The sequence below is a fragment of the Paraglaciecola aestuariivivens genome (assembly GCF_052983255.1).
Genome location: NZ_JBRKBA010000011.1, coordinates 13053 through 33100, shown reverse-complemented (window position 1 = coordinate 33100; position 20048 = coordinate 13053). Strand labels below are relative to the sequence as shown.

Annotated in this window: 18 protein-coding genes; 2 read left to right on the top strand and 16 right to left on the bottom strand. The window is 37.7% G+C overall.

Annotated features, from left to right (window positions below; genetic code table 11):
• Window positions 1-6 precede the first annotated feature (6 nt).
• The 10 genes from ACVCDT_RS14360 to ACVCDT_RS14315 form a co-directional block, all read right to left on the bottom strand.
• A complete protein-coding gene (locus ACVCDT_RS14360) occupies window positions 7-939 on the bottom strand; it encodes a Gfo/Idh/MocA family protein (protein WP_447133482.1) in 933 nt (310 codons plus the stop codon).
• Window positions 932-1462, bottom strand: a complete 531-nt coding sequence (locus tag ACVCDT_RS14355; RefSeq protein WP_447133481.1) for a dTDP-4-dehydrorhamnose 3,5-epimerase family protein — start codon at window positions 1460-1462, stop codon at window positions 932-934. Before ACVCDT_RS14355 ends, ACVCDT_RS14360 begins: the two co-directional genes overlap by 8 nt.
• A gap of 433 nt (window positions 1463-1895) precedes the next feature.
• Entirely contained in the window at window positions 1896-2777 is an 882-nt protein-coding gene (gene rfbA / locus ACVCDT_RS14350; RefSeq protein ID WP_447133480.1) for a glucose-1-phosphate thymidylyltransferase RfbA, read from the bottom strand.
• A gap of 144 nt (window positions 2778-2921) precedes the next feature.
• Complete coding sequence (locus tag ACVCDT_RS14345) at window positions 2922-3515, bottom strand: DUF8692 domain-containing protein (RefSeq protein ID WP_447133479.1); 594 nt, start codon at window positions 3513-3515, stop codon at window positions 2922-2924.
• Between the two features lie 169 nt (window positions 3516-3684).
• Window positions 3685-4725 carry an acyltransferase family protein gene (locus ACVCDT_RS14340; RefSeq protein ID WP_447133478.1) on the bottom strand — a complete coding sequence of 347 codons (1041 nt, stop codon included), beginning with the start codon at window positions 4723-4725 and terminating at the stop codon, window positions 3685-3687.
• The gene (locus tag ACVCDT_RS14335) at window positions 4709-5371 is read right to left on the bottom strand and encodes an acyltransferase (protein WP_447133477.1); all 663 of its coding nucleotides are present in this window, start codon (window positions 5369-5371) and stop codon (window positions 4709-4711) included. The genes ACVCDT_RS14340 and ACVCDT_RS14335 overlap by 17 nt, the downstream gene beginning before the upstream one ends.
• Window positions 5372-5407: 36 nt before the next feature.
• Entirely contained in the window at window positions 5408-6754 is a 1347-nt protein-coding gene (locus ACVCDT_RS14330; protein WP_447133476.1) for an ANL family adenylate-forming protein, read from the bottom strand.
• Entirely contained in the window at window positions 6751-7452 is a 702-nt protein-coding gene (locus tag ACVCDT_RS14325) for an SDR family NAD(P)-dependent oxidoreductase (RefSeq protein WP_447133475.1), read from the bottom strand. The genes ACVCDT_RS14330 and ACVCDT_RS14325 overlap by 4 nt, the downstream gene beginning before the upstream one ends.
• 1 nt (window position 7453) lies before the next feature.
• Complete coding sequence (locus ACVCDT_RS14320) at window positions 7454-7750, bottom strand: hypothetical protein (RefSeq protein ID WP_447133474.1); 297 nt, start codon at window positions 7748-7750, stop codon at window positions 7454-7456.
• 146 nt (window positions 7751-7896) lie between these two features.
• Entirely contained in the window at window positions 7897-8916 is a 1020-nt protein-coding gene (locus tag ACVCDT_RS14315) for a glycosyltransferase family 4 protein (RefSeq protein WP_447133473.1), read from the bottom strand.
• Window positions 8917-9073: 157 nt separating this feature from the next.
• Here ACVCDT_RS14315 and ACVCDT_RS14310 point away from each other — a divergent pair, with 157 nt between their 5' ends.
• Window positions 9074-10612, top strand: coding sequence for a hypothetical protein (locus ACVCDT_RS14310; protein ID WP_447133472.1), 1539 nt, complete (start codon window positions 9074-9076; stop codon window positions 10610-10612).
• Between the two features lie 4 nt (window positions 10613-10616).
• On the opposite strand, the gene ACVCDT_RS14305 is transcribed toward ACVCDT_RS14310, so the two are convergent.
• The gene (locus ACVCDT_RS14305; protein ID WP_447133471.1) at window positions 10617-11831 is read right to left on the bottom strand and encodes a hypothetical protein; all 1215 of its coding nucleotides are present in this window, start codon (window positions 11829-11831) and stop codon (window positions 10617-10619) included.
• 161 nt (window positions 11832-11992) lie between these two features.
• On the opposite strand from ACVCDT_RS14305, the gene ACVCDT_RS14300 reads away from it, so the two are divergent.
• Window positions 11993-13324, top strand: coding sequence for an O-antigen ligase family protein (locus ACVCDT_RS14300; RefSeq protein WP_447133470.1), 1332 nt, complete (start codon window positions 11993-11995; stop codon window positions 13322-13324).
• Between the two features lie 15 nt (window positions 13325-13339).
• Here the strand turns inward: ACVCDT_RS14300 and ACVCDT_RS14295 are convergent, their stop codons facing one another.
• Genes ACVCDT_RS14295 through asnB form a run of 5 tightly spaced genes read right to left on the bottom strand, consistent with a single transcriptional unit; the run spans window position 13340 to window position 20007 of the window.
• Complete coding sequence (locus ACVCDT_RS14295) at window positions 13340-14803, bottom strand: lipopolysaccharide biosynthesis protein (RefSeq protein ID WP_447133469.1); 1464 nt, start codon at window positions 14801-14803, stop codon at window positions 13340-13342.
• A 1-nt stretch (window position 14804) separates the two neighbouring features.
• Window positions 14805-15854, bottom strand: coding sequence for a sulfotransferase family protein (locus tag ACVCDT_RS14290; RefSeq protein ID WP_447133468.1), 1050 nt, complete (start codon window positions 15852-15854; stop codon window positions 14805-14807).
• Between the two features lie 6 nt (window positions 15855-15860).
• The gene (locus ACVCDT_RS14285; RefSeq protein ID WP_447133467.1) at window positions 15861-17024 is read right to left on the bottom strand and encodes a glycosyltransferase; all 1164 of its coding nucleotides are present in this window, start codon (window positions 17022-17024) and stop codon (window positions 15861-15863) included.
• Between the two features lies 1 nt (window position 17025).
• Window positions 17026-18102, bottom strand: coding sequence for an acyltransferase family protein (locus ACVCDT_RS14280; protein ID WP_447133466.1), 1077 nt, complete (start codon window positions 18100-18102; stop codon window positions 17026-17028).
• Window positions 18103-18126: 24 nt separating this feature from the next.
• Entirely contained in the window at window positions 18127-20007 is a 1881-nt protein-coding gene (gene asnB / locus ACVCDT_RS14275) for an asparagine synthase (glutamine-hydrolyzing) (protein ID WP_447133465.1), read from the bottom strand.
• Between the last annotated feature and the right edge of the window lie 41 nt (window positions 20008-20048).

The following is a 20048-nucleotide window of genomic DNA, read 5'->3' as shown; positions in this document are numbered from 1 at the left end:
TTTGGTTTATTCACTCACCATACTTCGTAATTGGTCAATTAACTCAATTGTTTCATAGCCATGAGTAAAGGATGATTGCAAAGGCACATCAGGATCGTTAAGAAAATCTACAAAAGTTCGAAGTTCTGCTAACAGCGGCATATTCACTTCAAATGGTATGTCAGTTGGCTTATCGCCAAATTGGTTAAGGTTATTTTCCATCATCTGAATTTTGTCAGTATAAGCATTTTCTAAATGAAAACTCGCATGTTCACATACAACATGCACCGAGCGTTCCACGCTAACCGAATCGCCAGAAACTTCAATAATCACCTTGCTTTTTTCAACTTGTAATATTGCATGTAGAGAATGAATAAAATCTTCGCTGACTTTATTGCCGGTTGCATAAAGGGCTTTTGGGGTTTTTCCCAATAACAGCTGAGCGATGGATATATCATGGGGAATTAATATCCATACGGGATCTACATCTTGATGAGGTGAACGCCACTGAGTTCGTCTTAACGTTAGTTGGGTAACTTTCCCGTATTTACCACTATTGATAAGTTCAGCAAGTTTGAGAATTCCATTGTGATATTTCCATTTATCCATAACGTATAGTGGATAGTCAGCGTTTTCGTTTAACAACTCCTTTGTTCCATTTACGTTATTGCTTAGCGACTTTTCTGTAAATATTGGCTTACCAGTAACCATCAACTCTTTGATCACTTGTAAATGAGTATTTGTTGGTGAAGCAATAACATAACCATCACAAGAAGTGTCGAAAAGAGCAGAATAACTTGAAACGATTTTATTTGCGTGTTCATCCTTAGCCGTTTTGGCGGTTTTATCTGACAAAGATAAAACAACTACATTGCATCCTATGGAATTTAAGTCGCGTAAAATAAATTTACCCCAACGCCCACATCCTATTAAGCCAATTGTTTTGGGTTGATTATTCATAGGTTAAGCCTATTTCATCTAGTTTCTGCATTAGTTCCGAAAAAGTGCTTGCATGGGCATCACGCTCTGATACTTCAGGGTTAGTCATTGGCCAATCAAAGCCTGTATCTGGAGCGTTCCATCGAAAACCTAACTTCTCTGAAACATCCCAAGGATGAGAGAGACCATAGCAATAAATAGTATCTTCTGGGAAATAAAAGCCATGTGCAACTCCTGGAGAAATGCATGCAATGCAGGGCTGCTGCATATTTAGTGTGTGCAATTCTGTAACACCAAATGTATTGGAGTGTTTACGGCAATCTTTTAACGCTAGGAGCATAGTTCCCGACAACACAACTAGGTAGTCGCTATGGGTTGAATGTAAATGCATGCCTCTAAAAGAATTTTTTAATGAGCTTACATAATTCAACTGGGCCAGTGAATACTTATCTGTTTTTGTATTAAACAGTTCTGTCAATTCTCCACGGCTATCTTTAAATAAATTGAGTTTTTTGAATTCTATACAATCTATCGCACTTAACATCTACAACCTCAATTAGATTCATAAAAATTCAGAATCTTATAACTCTAATAAAAACTATTAATTATTTTTATTAATAGTATTCGCTTTTAGTAAAATCTACTCTCATTTTATCTTTTGCTGAAAGCGATGGAGATTTAATCTTACCTAACTGCTGAATAATTGCTAGATTAGGAACATCCCAAGCAATACATCATTCAAATTAAGACGCAAAATAATTGGGTGTTTAATATAAAACATTGTGCAATGTTACTAAGCACAACAAAGCCTTGAGCAAAGCTTTCGAGTATCTATATTCGCTAATAGTTCTAGTCTGCTAGTCTTTAACCTATCCAATGAACAATAGTCTGGAATTCATTGCTAATATCTTCGACCACATCAAATATTTTGGATTCAAAAACTACCACATCCCAAATGGCTAATGGTGTAGCTTGTATTAAATATCGGCTTCTTTAAGAAGTTTTAATAAATACTGGCCATAACCTGTTTTGGCAAATTTTTTGGCCTGTATTTTTAACTCTGTGGTGTTAATCCAGCCATTATTAAAGGCAATCTCTTCAAGACAAGCCACTTTCAGCCCTTGTCGATGTTCAACAGTTTGTACATATTGTGATGCTTCAATTAAGCTGTCGTGTGTGCCTGTATCTAGCCAAGCAAAACCTCGCCCAAAACACTCAACTTGCAATGTGCCACGTTGTAAGTACTCGTTGTTAACACTGGTAATTTCTAGTTCGCCGCGAGATGATGGTTTGATTGACTTAGCAATTTCAACCACGTCATTATCATAAAAGTACAAGCCAGTTACTGCATAATTCGATTTAGCTACAGCAGGTTTTTCTTCAATAGAAATAGCTTTGCCTTCTCTATCGAACTCCACTACACCAAAGCGTTCAGGGTCGTTAACTAAGTAGCCAAAAACGGTACCACCTACTGTTTGAGCATTGGCGTTTTTTAATGCACCAGTAAAATGTTGACCATGAAAAATATTGTCGCCTAACACTAAACAAACAGAGTCATCGCCAATAAATTCCTCACCAATGATAAAGGCTTGGGCTAAACCATCTGGGCTAGGTTGTTCGGCATAAGATAATTGCATACCAAATTGTTCACCGGTGCCGAGTAGCTTTTCGAAATTAGGTAGGTCTTCTGGCGTGCTAATAATTAATACTTCTTTAATCCCGGCTAACATTAATACCGATAACGGATAATAAATCATAGGTTTGTCGTAAATAGGCAATAACTGTTTTGATACGCCCATAGTGATTGGGTGTAATCGCGTGCCAGATCCTCCAGCTAATATAATACCTTTACGTGCCATGACAGCTTTCCTTGTTAATTTATTAAATTATTTAATATTTGTTCTACGTGATGCTTTGTATTTAATCGCTAAAAATTCTAAACATTTAAATGTCAAAACGCACTTTTTATATTTTTGATTTAAATTGCTTACTGGCAAAAATGGTTATTGTTCTTCTCTATTGGTTACTTCTCTTATAGCGATAGTTGCTACTGCGCAGCTTAAAAACAAGGCACCAAATGATTCTAAAAACTGCTCGTAGCTAATGTCTCTATTAAACAGTACTACCGTGCCTTCGTTGTATAAAAAGTCGGCCAACTGCGAAAGAACGGTGCAAATAGTAAATAGAATTAAAAACACAAAAGTATTTTTTGTGAAAGTGTCGGCTAAACGACATAGTAATAACAAACCAAGCAATAATGCATAAAACAGAAAGATAAAGGTGTCTTTTATTTTTAGTTGCTCACCTAAAAATTCGTGGATCATGTATAACTCGTCTAATGCTAAAACAACCAGTAACAAACACATCAGCCACCACCACATTGCTTGATTTTGCTTAATTATTTGTGGTGCTTCAATCTTAAGAACATATATAAAATAAGAAACAAAGGCTCCAAATAAAAAGTAAATTGAGGTGATAAAGTCACCTAACTCACTTTCCATGGTTGGTTGCGCCCCCGAAATCCTTATGGCAATAAACAGAGCGTAAAATACAAAGGGTAATGAAAAGAGTTTTGCTAACCTTGCAATGTTTAACATAGGTTCTGTTCCTTCAGTTGGAATAAATATTGAATTATCAATTTAATTAATTTATGGCTAATAAATTAACTGTAATATATTTGTCATATATTAGCTAGGTTATTGTAAACAATAGAAATTCTGCTTTTCAGAAAGAAAGTTTTTTACTGTCAGAGTATATGGGAGGGGGTTATTTAAACAGTGCTGTCAGCTTTTTGTAAAAAAATGGGCTTAGCTTGTGAAGTTCAACAACCTTTTGCAACCCCTCAGACACCCAAGCCAAACCCACATACATAATAAACACTATAATGGCGCGTTTGCCCCAGCCACTTTCTATAAAGAGTCTGGCAATGGGTTCGGCTACGTCGTATAGCGGCATATGGCCGATAAAAATTATGATGGTATTGCGCGAGAAAAAGCGTACCACGCGATTGGCAGGTATAGCGCTAAAACACTTAACTGCAAGCCAGGTATTCGATAAATACACCACTGAAATGGCCACTGCTATGCCAATGCTGGTGAGTAAACTTGCGTGATCTAAAGGTAACCTAAAGGGAAAGCTTTTGGTTAAGTTTAGTGGGTTTAATACACTGTCCCATACAACCAGCACTACTGCCCATAGGGTGATAAAGCTCAGGGCTTTAATAGGGTTGTGGTTGTCTTGTTGCTGGTGCATGTACATGCCCAAACAAAACACAGTTAACCAGTTAGAAATTAACATGTAGCCAGTAAACAAGCGGTCAATATCGATAAATACACTGCGTATGGCAATTTCGCTCAGGCATACCAGCAAAAGCAAAGGTAAGCTGAGTGTTACCTTGCGCATGACCAAAGCCCAAAACAGTAAAATATGTAGATAAGTGCCTATATACCAAGTGGTGGGATTAGATGGGAAAAAATCACCTAGCACGTTAATACCCGCAAAAAACGGCAGGTAGTTAGTGATAGCAGGGTGCCCTTTGGTTAGCATAAATATTGCGCTAATAAATAACGCTATGGCTAGCCCCCAAAAATACATGGGGAACAAGCGGTTATACACTACTTGCCATTTGGGTCGGGTTTCGCTGGCTAAGCCCCAGCCCATAACAAATACAAAAAATGCCACGCCAAGTTGTTTGGGGTAAATGGGTTGGGTGAATTGATCAAAAGGATCGCCAAAATAGTGGCCAAATACTATTAAAAACATGCCCACGGCTTTTAGCCAATCGACAAAATCAACTCTGTTTTTCATTTGGCACTTCGTTTAATGGAGTTGAAATGATGCTCTCTTGCGTATGTAACAAAGAGGGTAAAGGCAAGCGTTTGATAAAGCGTGCAGGATTACCTGCTAACATCACATAACTTTTGGTATCGCTCGAAATCACAGTACCAGCGGCAATTTGGCAACCTTCGCCAATGTCGGCCATGACTATGGCAGCTTCACCTAGCCACACGTTTTTACCTATGCGAATTTGTTTAATGTTGTCGGGTGAAAAAGCGCCCCATGTGCCAGTTTCGTCGTTGTGAATATGTTGGCCACTACCACTTAATAAGCTTGAACGGCTACCTATAAGGCTGTTCTCGCCAATGTGCGCCGAACCTATGGTGCAATAATTACCTATGTATACGTTGTTTTCGATAACGGAATTGCGGTGGCTGAATAACGAGCCAAAGCCAATGTGACTGTCTAATGAGCATTGATCTAAGGTTAACGAATAAAACCCACGACGTAAAAATACCCCAGGTAAGCCGGGTAAGAGTGCAAAAATATTGGTCCAAAATACAAAGATCACTTCTACTTTTTTACTCATTAACGATTCAAGCCAACAAGTAAGCACAAAGGGCAAAGCTATCAATTGAGACAGCCGATTAATAATGAGTTTTATTAGGTATCGCATAGCGTTTTCCTTCGCGCTTTGGGTATTTTGCCTTGGTTAGGCGGTACGTTTGCGCATTCGTTTAAATCTAGCATTATGAGTATGGTGCTCGATTAAGCTAATTTTACTGGGAATTTTAAAAGCAGGCATAAGTGCAGCGCAGTGTTTGCGTAGCCTTACTTTAAACTCACTTAGGGATTCGTCTGTGGTGAGCTTTATTTCGGCGGCTACCGCCATGCCAGTAATAGGGTGTTTTAAGCTATATACAGCTACATCTTCTACACCTTGTAGTTGTAACACCACGCTTTCGACCTCGGCAGGGTAGACTTTTTCACCGCCCACGTTTATCACTTCGCTTTCGCGCCCCAGTATTTTAATCCATTCGCCGTCTTGCTCTACCTGATCGCCCGTATGCATGTAGCCGTCTTCATCAAAGGGCAAAGGTGCATTAAGGTAGCCCAACATAGCAGACTTACTTTTAATGCAAAGTTTGCCATCGACAATTTTGGTTTGATAATCTTCGCCGCCTACTTTTACCCACAACGAGTCTGAGTCGCGCGACTTAGAGCGCAATATTCCCACTTCTGATAGCCCGTAAGTTTGCAGCATACGAATATTAGGAAAGTCTTTATTCATGGCGTCTAGGGTGCTTTGTGGCATAGGCTCGGTGCCATAAGTGACTAATTTAAGTGAGCTTAAATCGCATTCGTGAGCTGCGCCCGATAACAACAGCAAATTTAAAAAGGTAGGTGAGGTGGGTAACACTTCGCCTTTGTGTGTTTCTATTGCCTGGCAAACCGTTAGCGGTCGTCGGTTTTGTGGAATGATAGCCATGCCTTTATTGGCTAAGGTGTAGAGTAAAGTGTTAATGCCGCCAATGTGGTCAAACTGCAAAAATAATACTGTACGCATAGTGTTGCGCGGCACGGTAAATTTTGCCAAAAGTGCGGCTAGGTCGTGCACTATGGCTTTGCTTTTGCCAGTAGAGCCAGACGAAAACAACACTAAGCCAGGCGTGTTACGTTGGCGAATTTGTTGATAAATAGGATGGTCGGCAGTGGTTTGCGTGCGGTGTAACTGGTATTGCTGGTTGCTGGCAACAAATTCGTATTCTACTTGGCCGATTTGGCTAAATTCATCAAACTGGGTTGATGAGTCATTGGATAAAGGAATAATTATGGCTTGGTAATCGGCCAAAGCTAAAAATAAGGCTATGGCATCGGCTGAATAATCTCCTTTTATGGCTACTACCGCCCCAGCTGGCATGTTGGATTGCTTTAAAAATTCTTGCCAATGATTAAGGCGATCGTAAAGCTGCGCATAACTAATGCATTCTTGGCCAATTGCTACTGCATCGGCGTTACCGGCTTCATGTAGTTTGTTTTTTAGAAACGCTACGCTCATGCTATGCCTCCTAAATATAACACTTGGCCAGTGACCATTTTGCTTTGTGGTAAAAGATAAAAATCGACAATATTGATCACGTCTTCAACCGCAGCCATTTGTTTTATGGCTTGTTGCTGAATAAGGGTATTGATTTTTTCATCGCCCACTCCGCTTATTAACTGTGTGGCAATAGGCGAGGGGCCAATGGCATTACAGGTTATGCCAAAACTACCAATTTCTTTGGCGACGATACGGGTGAGCGTTTCTACTGCACTTTTAGATGCAGCATAAGCCGCTTCACCGGCTAAATTTAAGGGCACGGCCACAGTGCTTAAGTTAATGATGCGCGCATTGGCCGATTTTCTGAGTAAATTAATGGCCTTTTGGCAAAAGATAAAGGTGCCCATAAAATTAGTATTTATAATGTCTTGGGTGTTACTAATAGGGGTTAAGGCAAAAGCATTCATTCTGGCAATGCCAGCATTATTAATTAATACATCTAATGCGCCGTGTTCACGTTTTACTTTGGCAAACACTTGCTTGGCATCTTCTTCGCTAGCTACGTCTGCTAAATAGTGAAAATAGTTATCTGCAGATAGTTCTGACTCAGAACGAGCCACACCAATAACAGTGTCGCCCAAAGCTAAAAAGTGCTGCACTAAGGCTAGGCCAATGCCACGGCTGGTCCCGGTGATCAAAATGGTACGAGCTGCCATGTTAAACCTGCGCAGTGAGTACAGTTTGAATATATTGGGTAATGCTTGGAATATCTTTAAAGGGCGAGCGCGATAAAGACATGGCTTTTTCGTCGCTGAGTGATACTTCTATTCCCTGATCTTGTAAAGCGTCTTCAATGTCCATTAACAGCGCCACCAGCGCCATTGAATCTAAATGCCCGTTTTGGCCAAAAAGTATGGTGTTGTCTGAAATGGGAATTTGCGAATCGTCACTTCTAGATTGGTTTGATAACTCTAGTGCCAGAATAACGATCTGTTTTGTTGCGTTCACGTCCATATAACCATCCGTATTAAGCCGTTTTGTTTATTTGCTACTTCCTTGAACAACATACTGCGTGCTCGGTTAAATAATATACACAGAGTATTTTATTTAACAATGGCCAGATTTGATTTTCTAAAACCTTTTGTAAGAAAGCTAAATTTCTAAATTTTTTGGCAGGATATCAATTCATCTATTTTGGCTTGCCATAGACCGTCAATATGTTCTGGCGAAAATCTTTGTTGATAAAAAGCTTTAATAGCTGGATTTAACTTTTCTTTTTCTAACAATAGTCGGTTTACATGCAAATGTGCATTGTCGATATCGTTTTCTTTAACCAAAACTACGCCAGGGCAATCTTTAAATTGTTCAAAGCCTTCAATGTCAGATAAAATGCAAGGGATTCCCGCAGAAAGTGCTTCGGCTACAACTAATCCAAAGGTTTCCTGCTCACTTAAAAAGACCAATATATCAAAACTATCAAAAATGATATTGCGATTACTTTCCCAAGTATGGTGCACTACACGTGGGTTTGCTGAATATTGTTGTTCTGTAGACCAAAGCTGAATTTGATCACATTGAGATTTTAGCCCGACTTTTATACTTAACGCTGCGTTTTTTTGAGGAATATCTAGGTTACCTACAACACCGATGTTGCGAGTTGAAGTTGATTTTAAAACTGGAGTAGCAGAATTTGGAATTATAAAATAGTCATTTTCATGCAATTGATAGGATTTTTGTTGTACTTGACCAACAAAATGTACCGCGTCAGCTAAAGAAAGCATCTCATCAATGTGCTTACTCAATAAACTATGAGCAGAATAACGTAAACCATGAATGGTTAATATGCACTTCTTCTTTTTACTTTTAACTTTTTCAACTTGTTTAACATCGGCACTAAGATCAAAGAAGTATATATCTTTGTCTAAGTCTAAATTCTTAACTGGCTTTACAGAAGGAGCCAAAAGTCGATTAAAAAAACTTAAAGGTGAGACTTCGAAGCTAACATCAAAGGTTTTGGATAAGCCGTTGGCAATGCCTGCAATTGCTATAGGGCCACCTGTTTTACCGTGGAAGCCACAAATAAAACCAATTTTAATATTTGAGTTAGAGGGTTTGTAATTCAATGTATTGCAAAGATAGCGCCATACATTTTGTGTATTCTCTTTAAATTCATATAACATTTAATTTCGCAATATTTTCTAGTGTTAAGTTAAAAGATACCCTAACTGTTTGATTAACAACAATCTTGATAATAAATTATTTCAAATTACTAATGGGGATGTTAAACAATTATGTGTAAACTCAAACTGACGATAATACCAGATTGCCTATTTATTAATGACTGATTTAAAAATAAACCAACGCGCTTTTTTTTATACGTGTTTCATTGCTTTTGTCTGTGGACTAGCAATTAGTTATCTAGCCACAAATGGAACATTTAACTTATTTCAGCCAAGTTTTTTATGGAAAGCTTACAACCATTATTTTTTGAGTCTAATTGATGGGCGGTTAGATGTACCTGCTTTTGCAATTGGAAAAGAAGGTAGCTTTATTAACGGTAAAGCCTATATGTATTATGGGATTTTACCCACGGTTCCAAGATTGTTGCTTTTTCCATTTGTTGATTTAACACAGGTTCCAGTAAGTTACTTTGTTGTTTTGTTTTTCACAATTTTAGGAAATTCAGTTTTACAATATAGTTTATTAGCAAAGTATATGTCTTTGAAGTTATCGCAAGGTTCAAAGTCAAAGCATACGCCAAGTTTAGCGCTTTTTATCGTGGTGAGTGCTATTGTTTGGATTGGCTCAGGTTGCTTTATTATTTCTCAAAATGCGACCCTTTATCATGAACCATATGCAGCCAGTCTTTGCCTAGTTAACTTGTTTTTAGCTCTGCTTGTTAAAAACGATTTTTTCACTGGAGATTATCGAAAAGTAAATTTGATACCCTTCTCCGTAGTGGCAGGCTTATGTATACATGCCCGGATGCCCAGTGCATTGGCTCTTTATTTAGTTACCGGAATAATTATTTTAGTTCAGACCTATCGTTCTCAATTAGAACACAATGTAAAACCTAATTTTTATAGATTAATTGTTCAGTCAATTACCCAACATTGGCCGTCTATCTTAGTTTTGGGTGCGTTTGGGGTAAGTATTTTATGGCTAAACTATGTCAAATATGGTGATGTGTTTAGCTTTATGGGCAAGAATTACGGATTCAGATTTTTTGAGGGGCTTTCTGAAAGAGTCTGCAGTGTTATACCTCATGCTTATTTTTATAAATTTTATCGTATTCTTGTAAATGGCTACATATACCTCAGTGGAGATTGGCAAAGCCATTGGAGTTTAATTCGATTGTTTTCCACTGGTTATGGTCGAGTAGAATTGCCAGTGGTTCCACTATTAGTGCTATGGGCTTTGCCTGTGTCTACTATGGTATTTTTGCTCTTTACATTTTTAAAAGGATTACGTCAGGTCACAAATCGTTTGTTATTAATCGCATTTCTTTGTTTTAGTGCCGGGGCAATTTTTCAGCTAATGTACCCAACTATATCACATAGGTATGTTGTTACTTTATGGCCACCATTGTTGGCTAGTGTTCTATATTGCTGGTTTAAATATAGTCATGTTATAAATTCGACTATTAAATTATTGGTAATAACGCTTGGAAGTTTGGGAATAGCATATCAATTATATTTGGCCTTATATGAAGATTATTATATTAACGATGGCCCTGTAACATCGAAATTGCTGCCTACATTTCATTACTCAGAGTCTGATAATGCATATCTTGAATCTTTAACACCTGAAAAAATTGACGCTTTTAATGAAGAGCTGAAAGCTAAAAGAGCCGCTGAGTGCGCTAAATTTAAGTAGTCTTTTAAGTTTTTAGCTTATAAACCAACATTACTGGCGCTAATTCAAATTGACTTTGTGAACGATCGGCTTCTTTGAGTAATAAGTATAAGAGGTTTCTTTTCTCATCAAAGTCTGCGCCTATAATGTTATCTGTGTTGTTTTTTGGTGCGAATGGTAAAGATAATTTACCATAGGTTTTAGGTAGTAATTCGTATGGCTTCTTTTTACCTTCTTGTACGCGAATGAAATCATTTACATCGAATATCCAAAAAAAGTTGTAGTAGTCATTAGGATCATACGCACATGGGCCAGCACATGTTTTTCCATTGGTTTGTTTGGCTTTGTATCCGATTTTACTTTCGTGACCACCAGAGTTGCCAATAACTAAATATAAGTCTGTTTCAGGTACGATAAATCCATAATAGGCATTAGATACTTCCGTCCAAATTTTATTGTTTCCCGACTTATTATATAAATCTTTGACCATTGGATTTTTTATCGAAAAGTCCATTAGCTTTCGTGTTGGAATTAAACCATTGGATTCATCAATACCAGCAAACGCATCTATGTAAGATACAAATGCAGTTGGTCCCATGCTTAGTCTTGAGTTAATAGCGTAATTGCCTGCATAACCATTTAGAAAACTAGCAGAGAAAGTTTTACGCCATTTGGGCGGTAGTTTACTAATCCAACCTGCAGAATGAGCTGCCCCCTTCATAGAAAAAAAGCCATCTACTTTCGAATTAGCTAAGCTATTAATGTCTCTGATTATGAAAGTAGTATTTTTGTTATTTGCCGGAGCATCATAAAACTCTACTGCATTTACAAATAATTCGCCTTCGATTACTTCCATTCCAGAGATTCGGTCTAACTTTTCTGGATTGTTTAAGCGATTACTATTTCTTAAAAATGAAGTAAAGGGTTGAATATTCTTAGCTATTAATAAATCTTTAGTGTTGTTTGATTTTCGTAATTCTGGGATCTCAAATTCTGCAATAGATTGGTGTTGGTTGTGTCCGACAGCAAAAAGAGTTTGTCCATTTGGGTTAATAGCAAAAGTACCATTTGCATATGGCATTCTAGAGCTTCCGAATGGTTTAGTTGAAAACTTAAAAGCGCCTTTATATTCGAAATTAAACTCAGAGTGGCTAGGGAACAAATCTTGACTTGATTCTTTTGAATCTGAAATGGGGAGGTAGCCCAACAAAAAGAAAAATACTAATGCAATTTTCTTCATACCATTACCACTACTTTTATTAATAACATTTTATAGTTCCAGAGCTTTTATGTTTGAGTTATGCTTTGTAAATATTAGCCTTAAACACCTTTAGTTTACCAAGTAAAAAAATTGGGTGTTAGCTTTCTATTGTATTCATTTTTAATTATAAAGGACTTTCATTGCTTAATGTTTTAATGTTTTTATCAACATTTTTAGGTGGTGCAATTCTTACATTTGCATCCACCCCGATTTTTGCATTTGCACTTTATCAAGTCGTTTATTTCTTTTACCCACAAAATCGTTGGTGGGGGGATATGGTGCCAAATCTACCTTACTCTTTTTATACCGTTGTTTTAATGGCATTAGGCCTTCTTATTTGTTTTAAAGACTCGTTTCAAAATAAGCTATTTGCTGTTCCGCAATTTAGATGGTTATTTGTCATTCTAATTTTGTTTGGTGTGACATCTTTCTATGCTGTTTATCCAACTATACACAACGAGGCATTAACAAACTTTTTAAAATTGGTCATCATAATGTCAATTGCCTATAAACTAGTACTTGGCGATCGTGAACTGAACATTGCGATATGGGGGTATATCTTTGGAAGTTGGTATATATCATTTATGGCCTATCAACTGGGGCGAAATGCTGGTGATCGAGTAGAAGGTATTGGTGCTGTTGATTCCCCTGATGCTAACGGTACCGCAGCGTCAATAGCCCCGTCTTTAGTGTTAGCTTTTTATTATTTTTGGGCTACAGAGAATAAGCTTGCTAAAGCGGCATTAGCAATTGCCGGAGTGTTTATAGCTAACGCAATTGTATTGATTAATAGTAGAGGTGCTTTTTTAGGCGTTGCTGTATCAATGGCGTATTTTGTTTTTCACATGTACTTTTCTAAATTTCAAAGAAAAAACCAAAAGGCTACAGTAATAGTTTTAGTTGTTTGTGGGCTACTTGGTGCTTCTGTGTTGGTTGACTCTAGTTTTATTGAGCGAATGGCGACAATTACTAAACAGGAGGTTTCTGAAGACAAAGAAACAGGAGCCACAAGAACTGTTTTTTGGATGGCGGCATGGGATATGGCGAAAGATCATCCAATGGGAGTTGGAGTTGCTGGGTTCCAGTTTTTTGCCCCTCAATATATTGACGAGAATATTAATACTGGGAGGTCCAGAAATAGGGCAGTGCATTCAACCTGGTTTGAAGCCCTGTCTGAACTTGGGTATCTCGGATTTATAGCATTTATAGCTATGATGATTTCTTGCTTTTCAACTATGTCAAAGACTCGAAAAGTATTAAAAGACAAAAACCAAATAGACGAATTTTTTAAAGTTAGGGCAATAGAAGCTGCTTTAATTGCATTTATTATTTCTATGACCTTTATTAACCGCTTAAGAGCCGATGTTTTGTACTGGTGTGTATTGTACTCAGCCTGTGCCTACAATATCTATGTATTAAAGCACTTTACGAGTAAGAGCCTTAATTCATTTGAGGTTATAGAAAAGAAATAAGCAAAATATTCTTGTTTATGAATTGTTTTTATTTCTCTTTTTTTTTGCAAAAATTGACTGAAGTATAGGCATTATTTCAAAGTAAATAGGATGTTTAATTAACCACACGGTTATCAACCAAATTATAGGCATAATAGCTGCTAATAGTGCGAAACTATGAATGGGTGGTGCTTGGTTAAAGTTTATTCCTAGGTTTATGAGGTAAGCGGCAATACTACAACTGCTAATTAGTAAAAGGTTTGGAGTCATAGCTTTTATAAACCTCCAAGGGGATAGGTTAATTGCCTTTTTAAGGACAATCGAACATAAAACATATTCAAAAATACCAATCCCAACCATTCCCCATGATAAAATTTCTAGTCCAAAACGGACGGAAAATAACAAAGTAATAATAGTGGCTATGAACATTATAAACTGCTTTAGAAGTAATAAAGATTCATGCCCGGAGGAATATAATAAATTGGTGCTTAAACTATGAATCGACTTAAATATTGCCCAGCCTGTTAAAATAGTCACAATCGGAATAGCTGCGGTCCATTGGTCGCCAAACATTAATAAAATTGCGGGAGTACTGGCTATACCCGCTACGGCTAACACAGGCCAGACTACAGAACCAAGTAAAAGTGTTGCTTTAACATATGCTTTACTTAAATTCCCCTTTTCTCTTTTGACTTTAGATAAATGTGGTAGTGCAACTTGGATAACGCCTGAACTTATTATTTCACTAATAAAAGTTAAAAAACCCATTCCTCGTGAGTAAATAGCTACGTCTACTGGGGTTCCTACTTTACCTATGATTATGTCTGGCGCAGCGGTTTCGAAGCGAGCCATTATATTATTGATTGAAATAACAATACCAAATTTTGCAATTGGCTTAAGTCCTTTAAATCTTGGAAGCCAACTTACGATCTCTGGTTTGAAATAATAAAGGCAAATTAGCTCAACAATAGTGCCTAATACAACACCCCAAGCTAGGCCGTAAAAGCTGTAGCCAGCTAACACTAAACCAATACTAAAAATTAGTTTTAATCCTTGCGCTGTTATATTTACATACATTAACTCTGCGAACTTCATTTCTCGAGTGAGGAGAGCGCTTGTTACGCTAATAAATGGGGCAAAAAAGAAACTTATCGAAAGTATTTTAAATATGTCGTTTAAAGCTGAAATTTTATAAAAGTCGCCTATTGTTGAAGCGGTTACAAAAACTACTGCACCGAGTGACCAGCAAATAATTACTGTAAGCCCTACACCGGATTGAATTAGTTCTTTATTAATTACTTCTTGGCGAATTAAATAGTTGGTTGTACCCAACAATCGAAATTCGGTTGCAAGCATAACCACAGAAGATGCTATTGCGAATATACCAAGCTCTTCTGGCGTCATAATTCTTGCAAATATGATTACAGATAAAAAGCCGATAAATTTAATTAAATATTGAGAGCCTGCAGAAAATAATATGGCTTTTCGAATACTAGACACTTCAATTCACGCTTTTTGAAGCAAATAAATTGTTTAAATAAATAGTTAGGTTTTTTTCGCACTCTGCTTCTAGTACGCTAAACCAGTTTTCATCAGCATACTGTTTCCATTGGTCTGTTTGAGGCGGTTGAATTACGCTGCAAAGGGATTCTATTTGCTCTTTAGGCAAATCCAATAGATTGTATAGGTTGCTAATTTCCTCTTTAGGCTTTTGCGTTAATTGTTCAAAACTCAAATTATGGTCTGAATATTTCACTCCATGCAAATAAGACAATTTCCATAGATAATAGAATCGTTGGTATGGGTGAGGGGTGTGGCGTTTATCCAATACAGGGTATTGTTGCGCTAAATCGTTGCACCACACATCTAGGTAAAATGCATCGCGATAAGTTTGCGCTACATCGTTTTTATTCATCAACTTTTTATCAGTTAAAAATGAACACCATTGATCCCTTGGGTGCCGATATAAATGAATGATTTTTGCATTTGGAAAATGGGTTTTTATCCAAGGTAGCCTAAAGTCAATGCGATTAAACTGTAAAACTGGGCGGCCTTTAGCATGCTCAATCAACTTTTCGATATAAGCTTTCATGTTGGGAGCCCAACTTGCTTGGGTCATTAAGAGGTTTTTGTTGATCCAGCTTTCGTTATAAAGTGACTCAAGGAATTCTAGCCCATCGTATTCTGCTGAATAATCATCAACTCCTCTATGAGTATTATCTACAGTGTTTCCTCTTAAATTAGGGTTAAACCATTGTCTTTCATTAAAAGGTTCGTAATAAGATGTACAGTCATTTGTTTGCCTAAAAAGATTCCATAACAAAGTGGAACCACTGCGAAATCTGCTAGTAATAAAAACAATGTCATCGCGCTCTGACGTAGATGTAGCCTGACTAAAACCTGCTGTAGAGTAAGGTGATTTTAGATTATTAAGATCTGGCAAAGTTTGACTAGCGCATTGTATTTTATCTTCTAGTCTTTTCTGTATTTCATCTTGACTTATAAACTTAGAAAATATTTTAATAGCCTTAGCTTTTAGCAATGCTTTCATTACTGCTCACCCATTATTTTGAATTTTTAAACCGTTACTTTTAGGTAAAGTATTTAGGTAAATAGATTGATATGCTTTAGCCATATTGGGAATACTAAAGCCTTGCTCAAATCGTAATTTTGCTGCACGAGAAAATTGTTCTTGTAGTTTGAAGTTGTTAGCAAGCTCTACAATTGCTTTTACAAATGCAGTTTCGTCATTATTAGGTGTCACTATGCCGGTTACTTGATGTAGAACTATTTCTGGGTTGCCTCCAGCATGCGTGACTATGCAAGGCTTGCCAATAGACATTGCTTCTAGCAGTGTCATTGATGTTCCTTCACTCAAAGAAGGCAATAAGAAAATATCCATCAATGCTAAGTGATTTTGTGGGCTTGGTTCATACCCAGTTAAAATAACCTGATCCTTAATATTTAATTCATCTATTAAAGTTAATAACACTGGCATTTGCTCGCCATCACCAACAATTAAAAGTTTACACTTTATGCCAGCATCTAAGACGCGTTTAAAAGCTTTTAGCATCATAGTATGATTTTTTATTGGGTCTAGTCTTGCAATTGTTCCAAGGCAAAGTGTGCCATCGGGTATAGCAAGTTTTATAGCCAGTTCATCGCGAACAGTAGGATCGACTGCTACGCCAAATATACCGTTATAAACAACTTGAATAGCGCTTTCTTTAATATTTTCAAAGTCGATTAAAGCCTGTTTAGTAGCCTGAGATATCGCTGTAATACCATCTGTGATTTTTGCTAACCAAGGGTTAATCAGCTTGCGTTTCCAACTGCTAGTGTCGGGATAAAAGCGCCCATGTTCGGTAAATATTACTTTGGTTTTAGTGCCTAGTGCTGCTAAAACGCCGTACACCCAAGGGGTATATTGATGGCAATGAATTATATCTATGTTGTTGGTTTTTATGTGTTGGCGAATTGCCGATATTAGAGAGGTGTCAAAACCTGACTTGCGCGCTTTGCTGGTAATGGGTATGCCACTTTTTTGTAAATCTATTCCCCATGGGCCTAGCGGTTCTTCAATACAAAATATCGACATTTCAAATAGATTAGAGTCCGAACCTTCAATTAAATTCTTTATTACCATTTCTGTGCCGCCAATCCTCATATCAAATGTGATATGAGTTATTTTTAGTTTTAGTTCTTGTAATGGTTTATTCATATTAATTGGTTGAACTTTGACTGGTATTGCTAACTTGTGGTTGAGAAATAGAGCGAGTTACAGAGAAACGCTCTCGGGCATTCATAAATGGCAGCTCTACTAAACGATATAAAACTTCAGATACAAACATGACTAAAATAAAAGCAACGGCAAAGTAAATAATAAATGGAACTTGGCTTATAAACTTTTTGCAAAGTGCTAATACGTCTGGATGAACAAGATACATAGCGTATGAGCGGGTGGCAATATAATTACCCCATTGTGTTAGGGTTGGATTGTCTATTAACCTTGTTTGGGTTTTTACCGTATTAGCCCAAATAACCCAAGAGCCAAATATTATTGCCAACCAAAATCTAGAAGGGGTAGTGATCCAAAAGTCTGTGGTGTATTTTGATAAAACAACAGTTAAAAAACAGAAAACACTAAAGTAGATAAATGTTTTATTGGCCTGAGTAAAGGTTTGCCAAACTTGTTCGTAGTTATGGCGTATAAAAGCTAGCAACACGCCCATTATGCAACAGTCCCAGGCTACATGTGTTTCGTCTATATGTCCGTATAAATAGTAGAATCGAAATATTGAGGGCAATATTAATAAGGTTAAAATAAGCCCTAATTTAATATGTTTGTTTAATGTTTTACTAAAAAGTAAAAAAGGCGCTATGAATAAATAAAACTGCTCTTCAACGCATAAAGACCAACTTATAGTGAAAAATGAAAGGGGAAATTGATAGTTTTGTATGAAGATGAAATAACTAAAGGGAAATTTAAAATCGTTTGAGGTTAAGTATAAATAAATAATGCTGAAACATAACACTGCATAATAGGCTGGAAGGGTTCTGAGCCACCTTCTTAACCAAAATCGTTTTAAATCTATAGTGTTATCTTTTTTTAACTCTTTAAATAATTGATTACCTATGAGCCAGCCAGACAGAACAAAAAATAAGTCTACACCAACTCCCCCAGTTTGAAGTGGAAATAACCAATAATCTGGGCCGTAACTTAAAACACTATGAGATAATAAGACCATCAATATAGCGATACTTCTTAAGTAGTCTAAGTAGGGAAGTCTATGACTCACAATGCAGCTACCCAAAAAAGTCTATTATTGAGCATACTTCTTCCACCACATCTCAAACATTAACATACTCCATAATAATGCGCCGTGGTCGGCTTCTTTGGCTTGGTGTTCTTGCCAGAGGGTTTGGATGTATGTGTGATTAAACAGACTTTTTAGACCCTCGGCTTGGTCTATTAGGTGCTTTTGCGCTAAGTCTTTAATTTCGTGTCTAAACCAACTGGCCAGTGGCACAGAGAAGCCCATCTTTTTACGGTATAAAATGCCGTCGGGTAACATAGGTTTAAAGGCTTCTTTGAGTATGTGCTTTTTCTCGCCGTTTTTAAACTTTAGTTCTGAGGGCAGGGTGGCGGCAAATTCTACTACTTCTTTGTCGAGCAGTGGGGCTCTAACTTCTAAGGAGTTGGCCATGCTCATTCTGTCTACTTTTACCAAAATGCCGCCTGGTAAATAGGTTTTCATGTCTGTGTACAGAATTTTAGCTAGGTGATCGGGGCCATCGGATTTTTTATAGGCGTCTATGGTGATCTTAGATGGATGGTAGTCACCGAGTTGGTTTTTAATCTCTGGTTTAATTAGCTTGTGCCATTGGCGATCATCTATTTGTGAGTTAGTGGTATAAAACCCCATAGCTGGCTCTTGACTTAAGCTTGTTAGTAAAGACTTACCCTTGCGCCAGATAGTGGCATTGCTAAGGGCTAAAAAGTCTGCAAGCTTGGGAAACAGGTGTTTGCGTAGGGCTTTAGGAAACTTATTGCGCAATCGGTTTTCGGTGGCATCTGTGGTGTATTTTTCGTAGCCCGCAAAGACTTCGTCACCACCGTCGCCTGCTATGGCTACCGTTACTTGTTGGCGAGCCAATTCAGATACAAAAAATGTAGGCACTAAAGAGGGGTCGGCAAAAGGTTCGTCAAAATAACTGACGATTTTTTCGAGGTTGTCTGCCACATTTTGGTGTACGGTAAATTCGTGGTGTTCAGTGTGGTATTTGTTTGCGACTTCTTGGGCAAATTCGGTTTCGTTGAATTTTTTGTCGTCAAAACCAATAGAACAGGTTTTAACTGGGGTGTCGCTGTTTTTGGCCATCATGGCCACTACGCCACTTGAGTCTACCCCTCCACTTAAAAATGCCCCTAGAGGTACATCACTAACCATGCGCTGTTTTGTACAGTGGGTGGCGAGCTCTCTAAGTTGTTGAGTTAAGTCACTTTCGTTGGCATTGCTAGTGTGTTTAAAGGATACGTCCCAGTACTGTTTAATCGTGATACCTTGGGCATTGACCGTCATAAAGTGCGCGGGTGGCAATTTATGAATATGGGTGAAAATACTTTTAGGGTCGGGCACGTATTGGTAGGCAAAAAAGTCGTACACCGCATCTAGCCTGATGTCTTTAGGTACATTAGGCAAGGTTAAAATAGCTTTGATTTCTGAGGCAAAGGCAAACTGGGTATCGGTTTGTAAGTAATAAAGTGGTTTTTTACCCATGCGATCGCGGGCAATAAAAAGCGACTCTTTGATGGTATCCCAAAGTGCAAAAGCAAACATACCATTGATTTTGTCTAACAGCTTTTCGCCTTCTTGGGCATACAGAGCCAAAATGACTTCAGTGTCGGTATGGGTTTTAAAAGGATAACCTTGGGCGCTTAATTCGTCTCTTAAACTTTGAAAGTTATAGATTTCGCCATTAAACACTATTATGTAGCGGCCATCGTGTGACGTCATGGGTTGTACCCCAGCTTCAGACAAATCAATAATGGCTAAACGTCTATGAGCTAGGCCTACCTGTTGATCTAGGTACTCGCCGCCAGCATCGGGCCCACGATGGAAAATACTGTCACCCATAGCTTTTAGGGTGCGCTTGTCTCCCATGTTTCCTTTAAAGTGGGTAAAGCCAGCTATGCCACACATGTTATTACTTCCTGTTTTGCATCTATTGCTTAATTTAGAAA

Excerpts from the sequence above, each read along its gene's own strand:
- ACVCDT_RS14305 (WP_447133471.1), bottom strand. The coding sequence starts at position 11,831 with ATGAAGAAAATTGCATTAGTATTTTTCTTTTTGTTGGGCTACCTCCCC.
- ACVCDT_RS14335 (WP_447133477.1), bottom strand. The coding sequence starts at position 5,371 with ATGCGATACCTAATAAAACTCATTATTAATCGGCTGTCTCAATTGATA.
- ACVCDT_RS14285 (WP_447133467.1), bottom strand. The coding sequence starts at position 17,024 with ATGAATAAACCATTACAAGAACTAAAACTAAAAATAACTCATATCACA.
- ACVCDT_RS14310 (WP_447133472.1), top strand. The coding sequence starts at position 9,074 with ATGACTGATTTAAAAATAAACCAACGCGCTTTTTTTTATACGTGTTTC.
- ACVCDT_RS14315 (WP_447133473.1), bottom strand. The coding sequence starts at position 8,916 with ATGTTATATGAATTTAAAGAGAATACACAAAATGTATGGCGCTATCTT.
- ACVCDT_RS14320 (WP_447133474.1), bottom strand. The coding sequence starts at position 7,750 with ATGGACGTGAACGCAACAAAACAGATCGTTATTCTGGCACTAGAGTTA.
- ACVCDT_RS14330 (WP_447133476.1), bottom strand. The coding sequence starts at position 6,754 with ATGAGCGTAGCGTTTCTAAAAAACAAACTACATGAAGCCGGTAACGCC.
- ACVCDT_RS14340 (WP_447133478.1), bottom strand. The coding sequence starts at position 4,725 with ATGAAAAACAGAGTTGATTTTGTCGATTGGCTAAAAGCCGTGGGCATG.
- ACVCDT_RS14290 (WP_447133468.1), bottom strand. The coding sequence starts at position 15,854 with ATGAAAGCATTGCTAAAAGCTAAGGCTATTAAAATATTTTCTAAGTTT.
- rfbA (WP_447133480.1), bottom strand. The coding sequence starts at position 2,777 with ATGGCACGTAAAGGTATTATATTAGCTGGAGGATCTGGCACGCGATTA.
- asnB (WP_447133465.1), bottom strand. The coding sequence starts at position 20,007 with ATGTGTGGCATAGCTGGCTTTACCCACTTTAAAGGAAACATGGGAGAC.
- ACVCDT_RS14360 (WP_447133482.1), bottom strand. The coding sequence starts at position 939 with ATGAATAATCAACCCAAAACAATTGGCTTAATAGGATGTGGGCGTTGG.
- ACVCDT_RS14355 (WP_447133481.1), bottom strand. The coding sequence starts at position 1,462 with ATGTTAAGTGCGATAGATTGTATAGAATTCAAAAAACTCAATTTATTT.
- ACVCDT_RS14325 (WP_447133475.1), bottom strand. The coding sequence starts at position 7,452 with ATGGCAGCTCGTACCATTTTGATCACCGGGACCAGCCGTGGCATTGGC.
- ACVCDT_RS14345 (WP_447133479.1), bottom strand. The coding sequence starts at position 3,515 with ATGTTAAACATTGCAAGGTTAGCAAAACTCTTTTCATTACCCTTTGTA.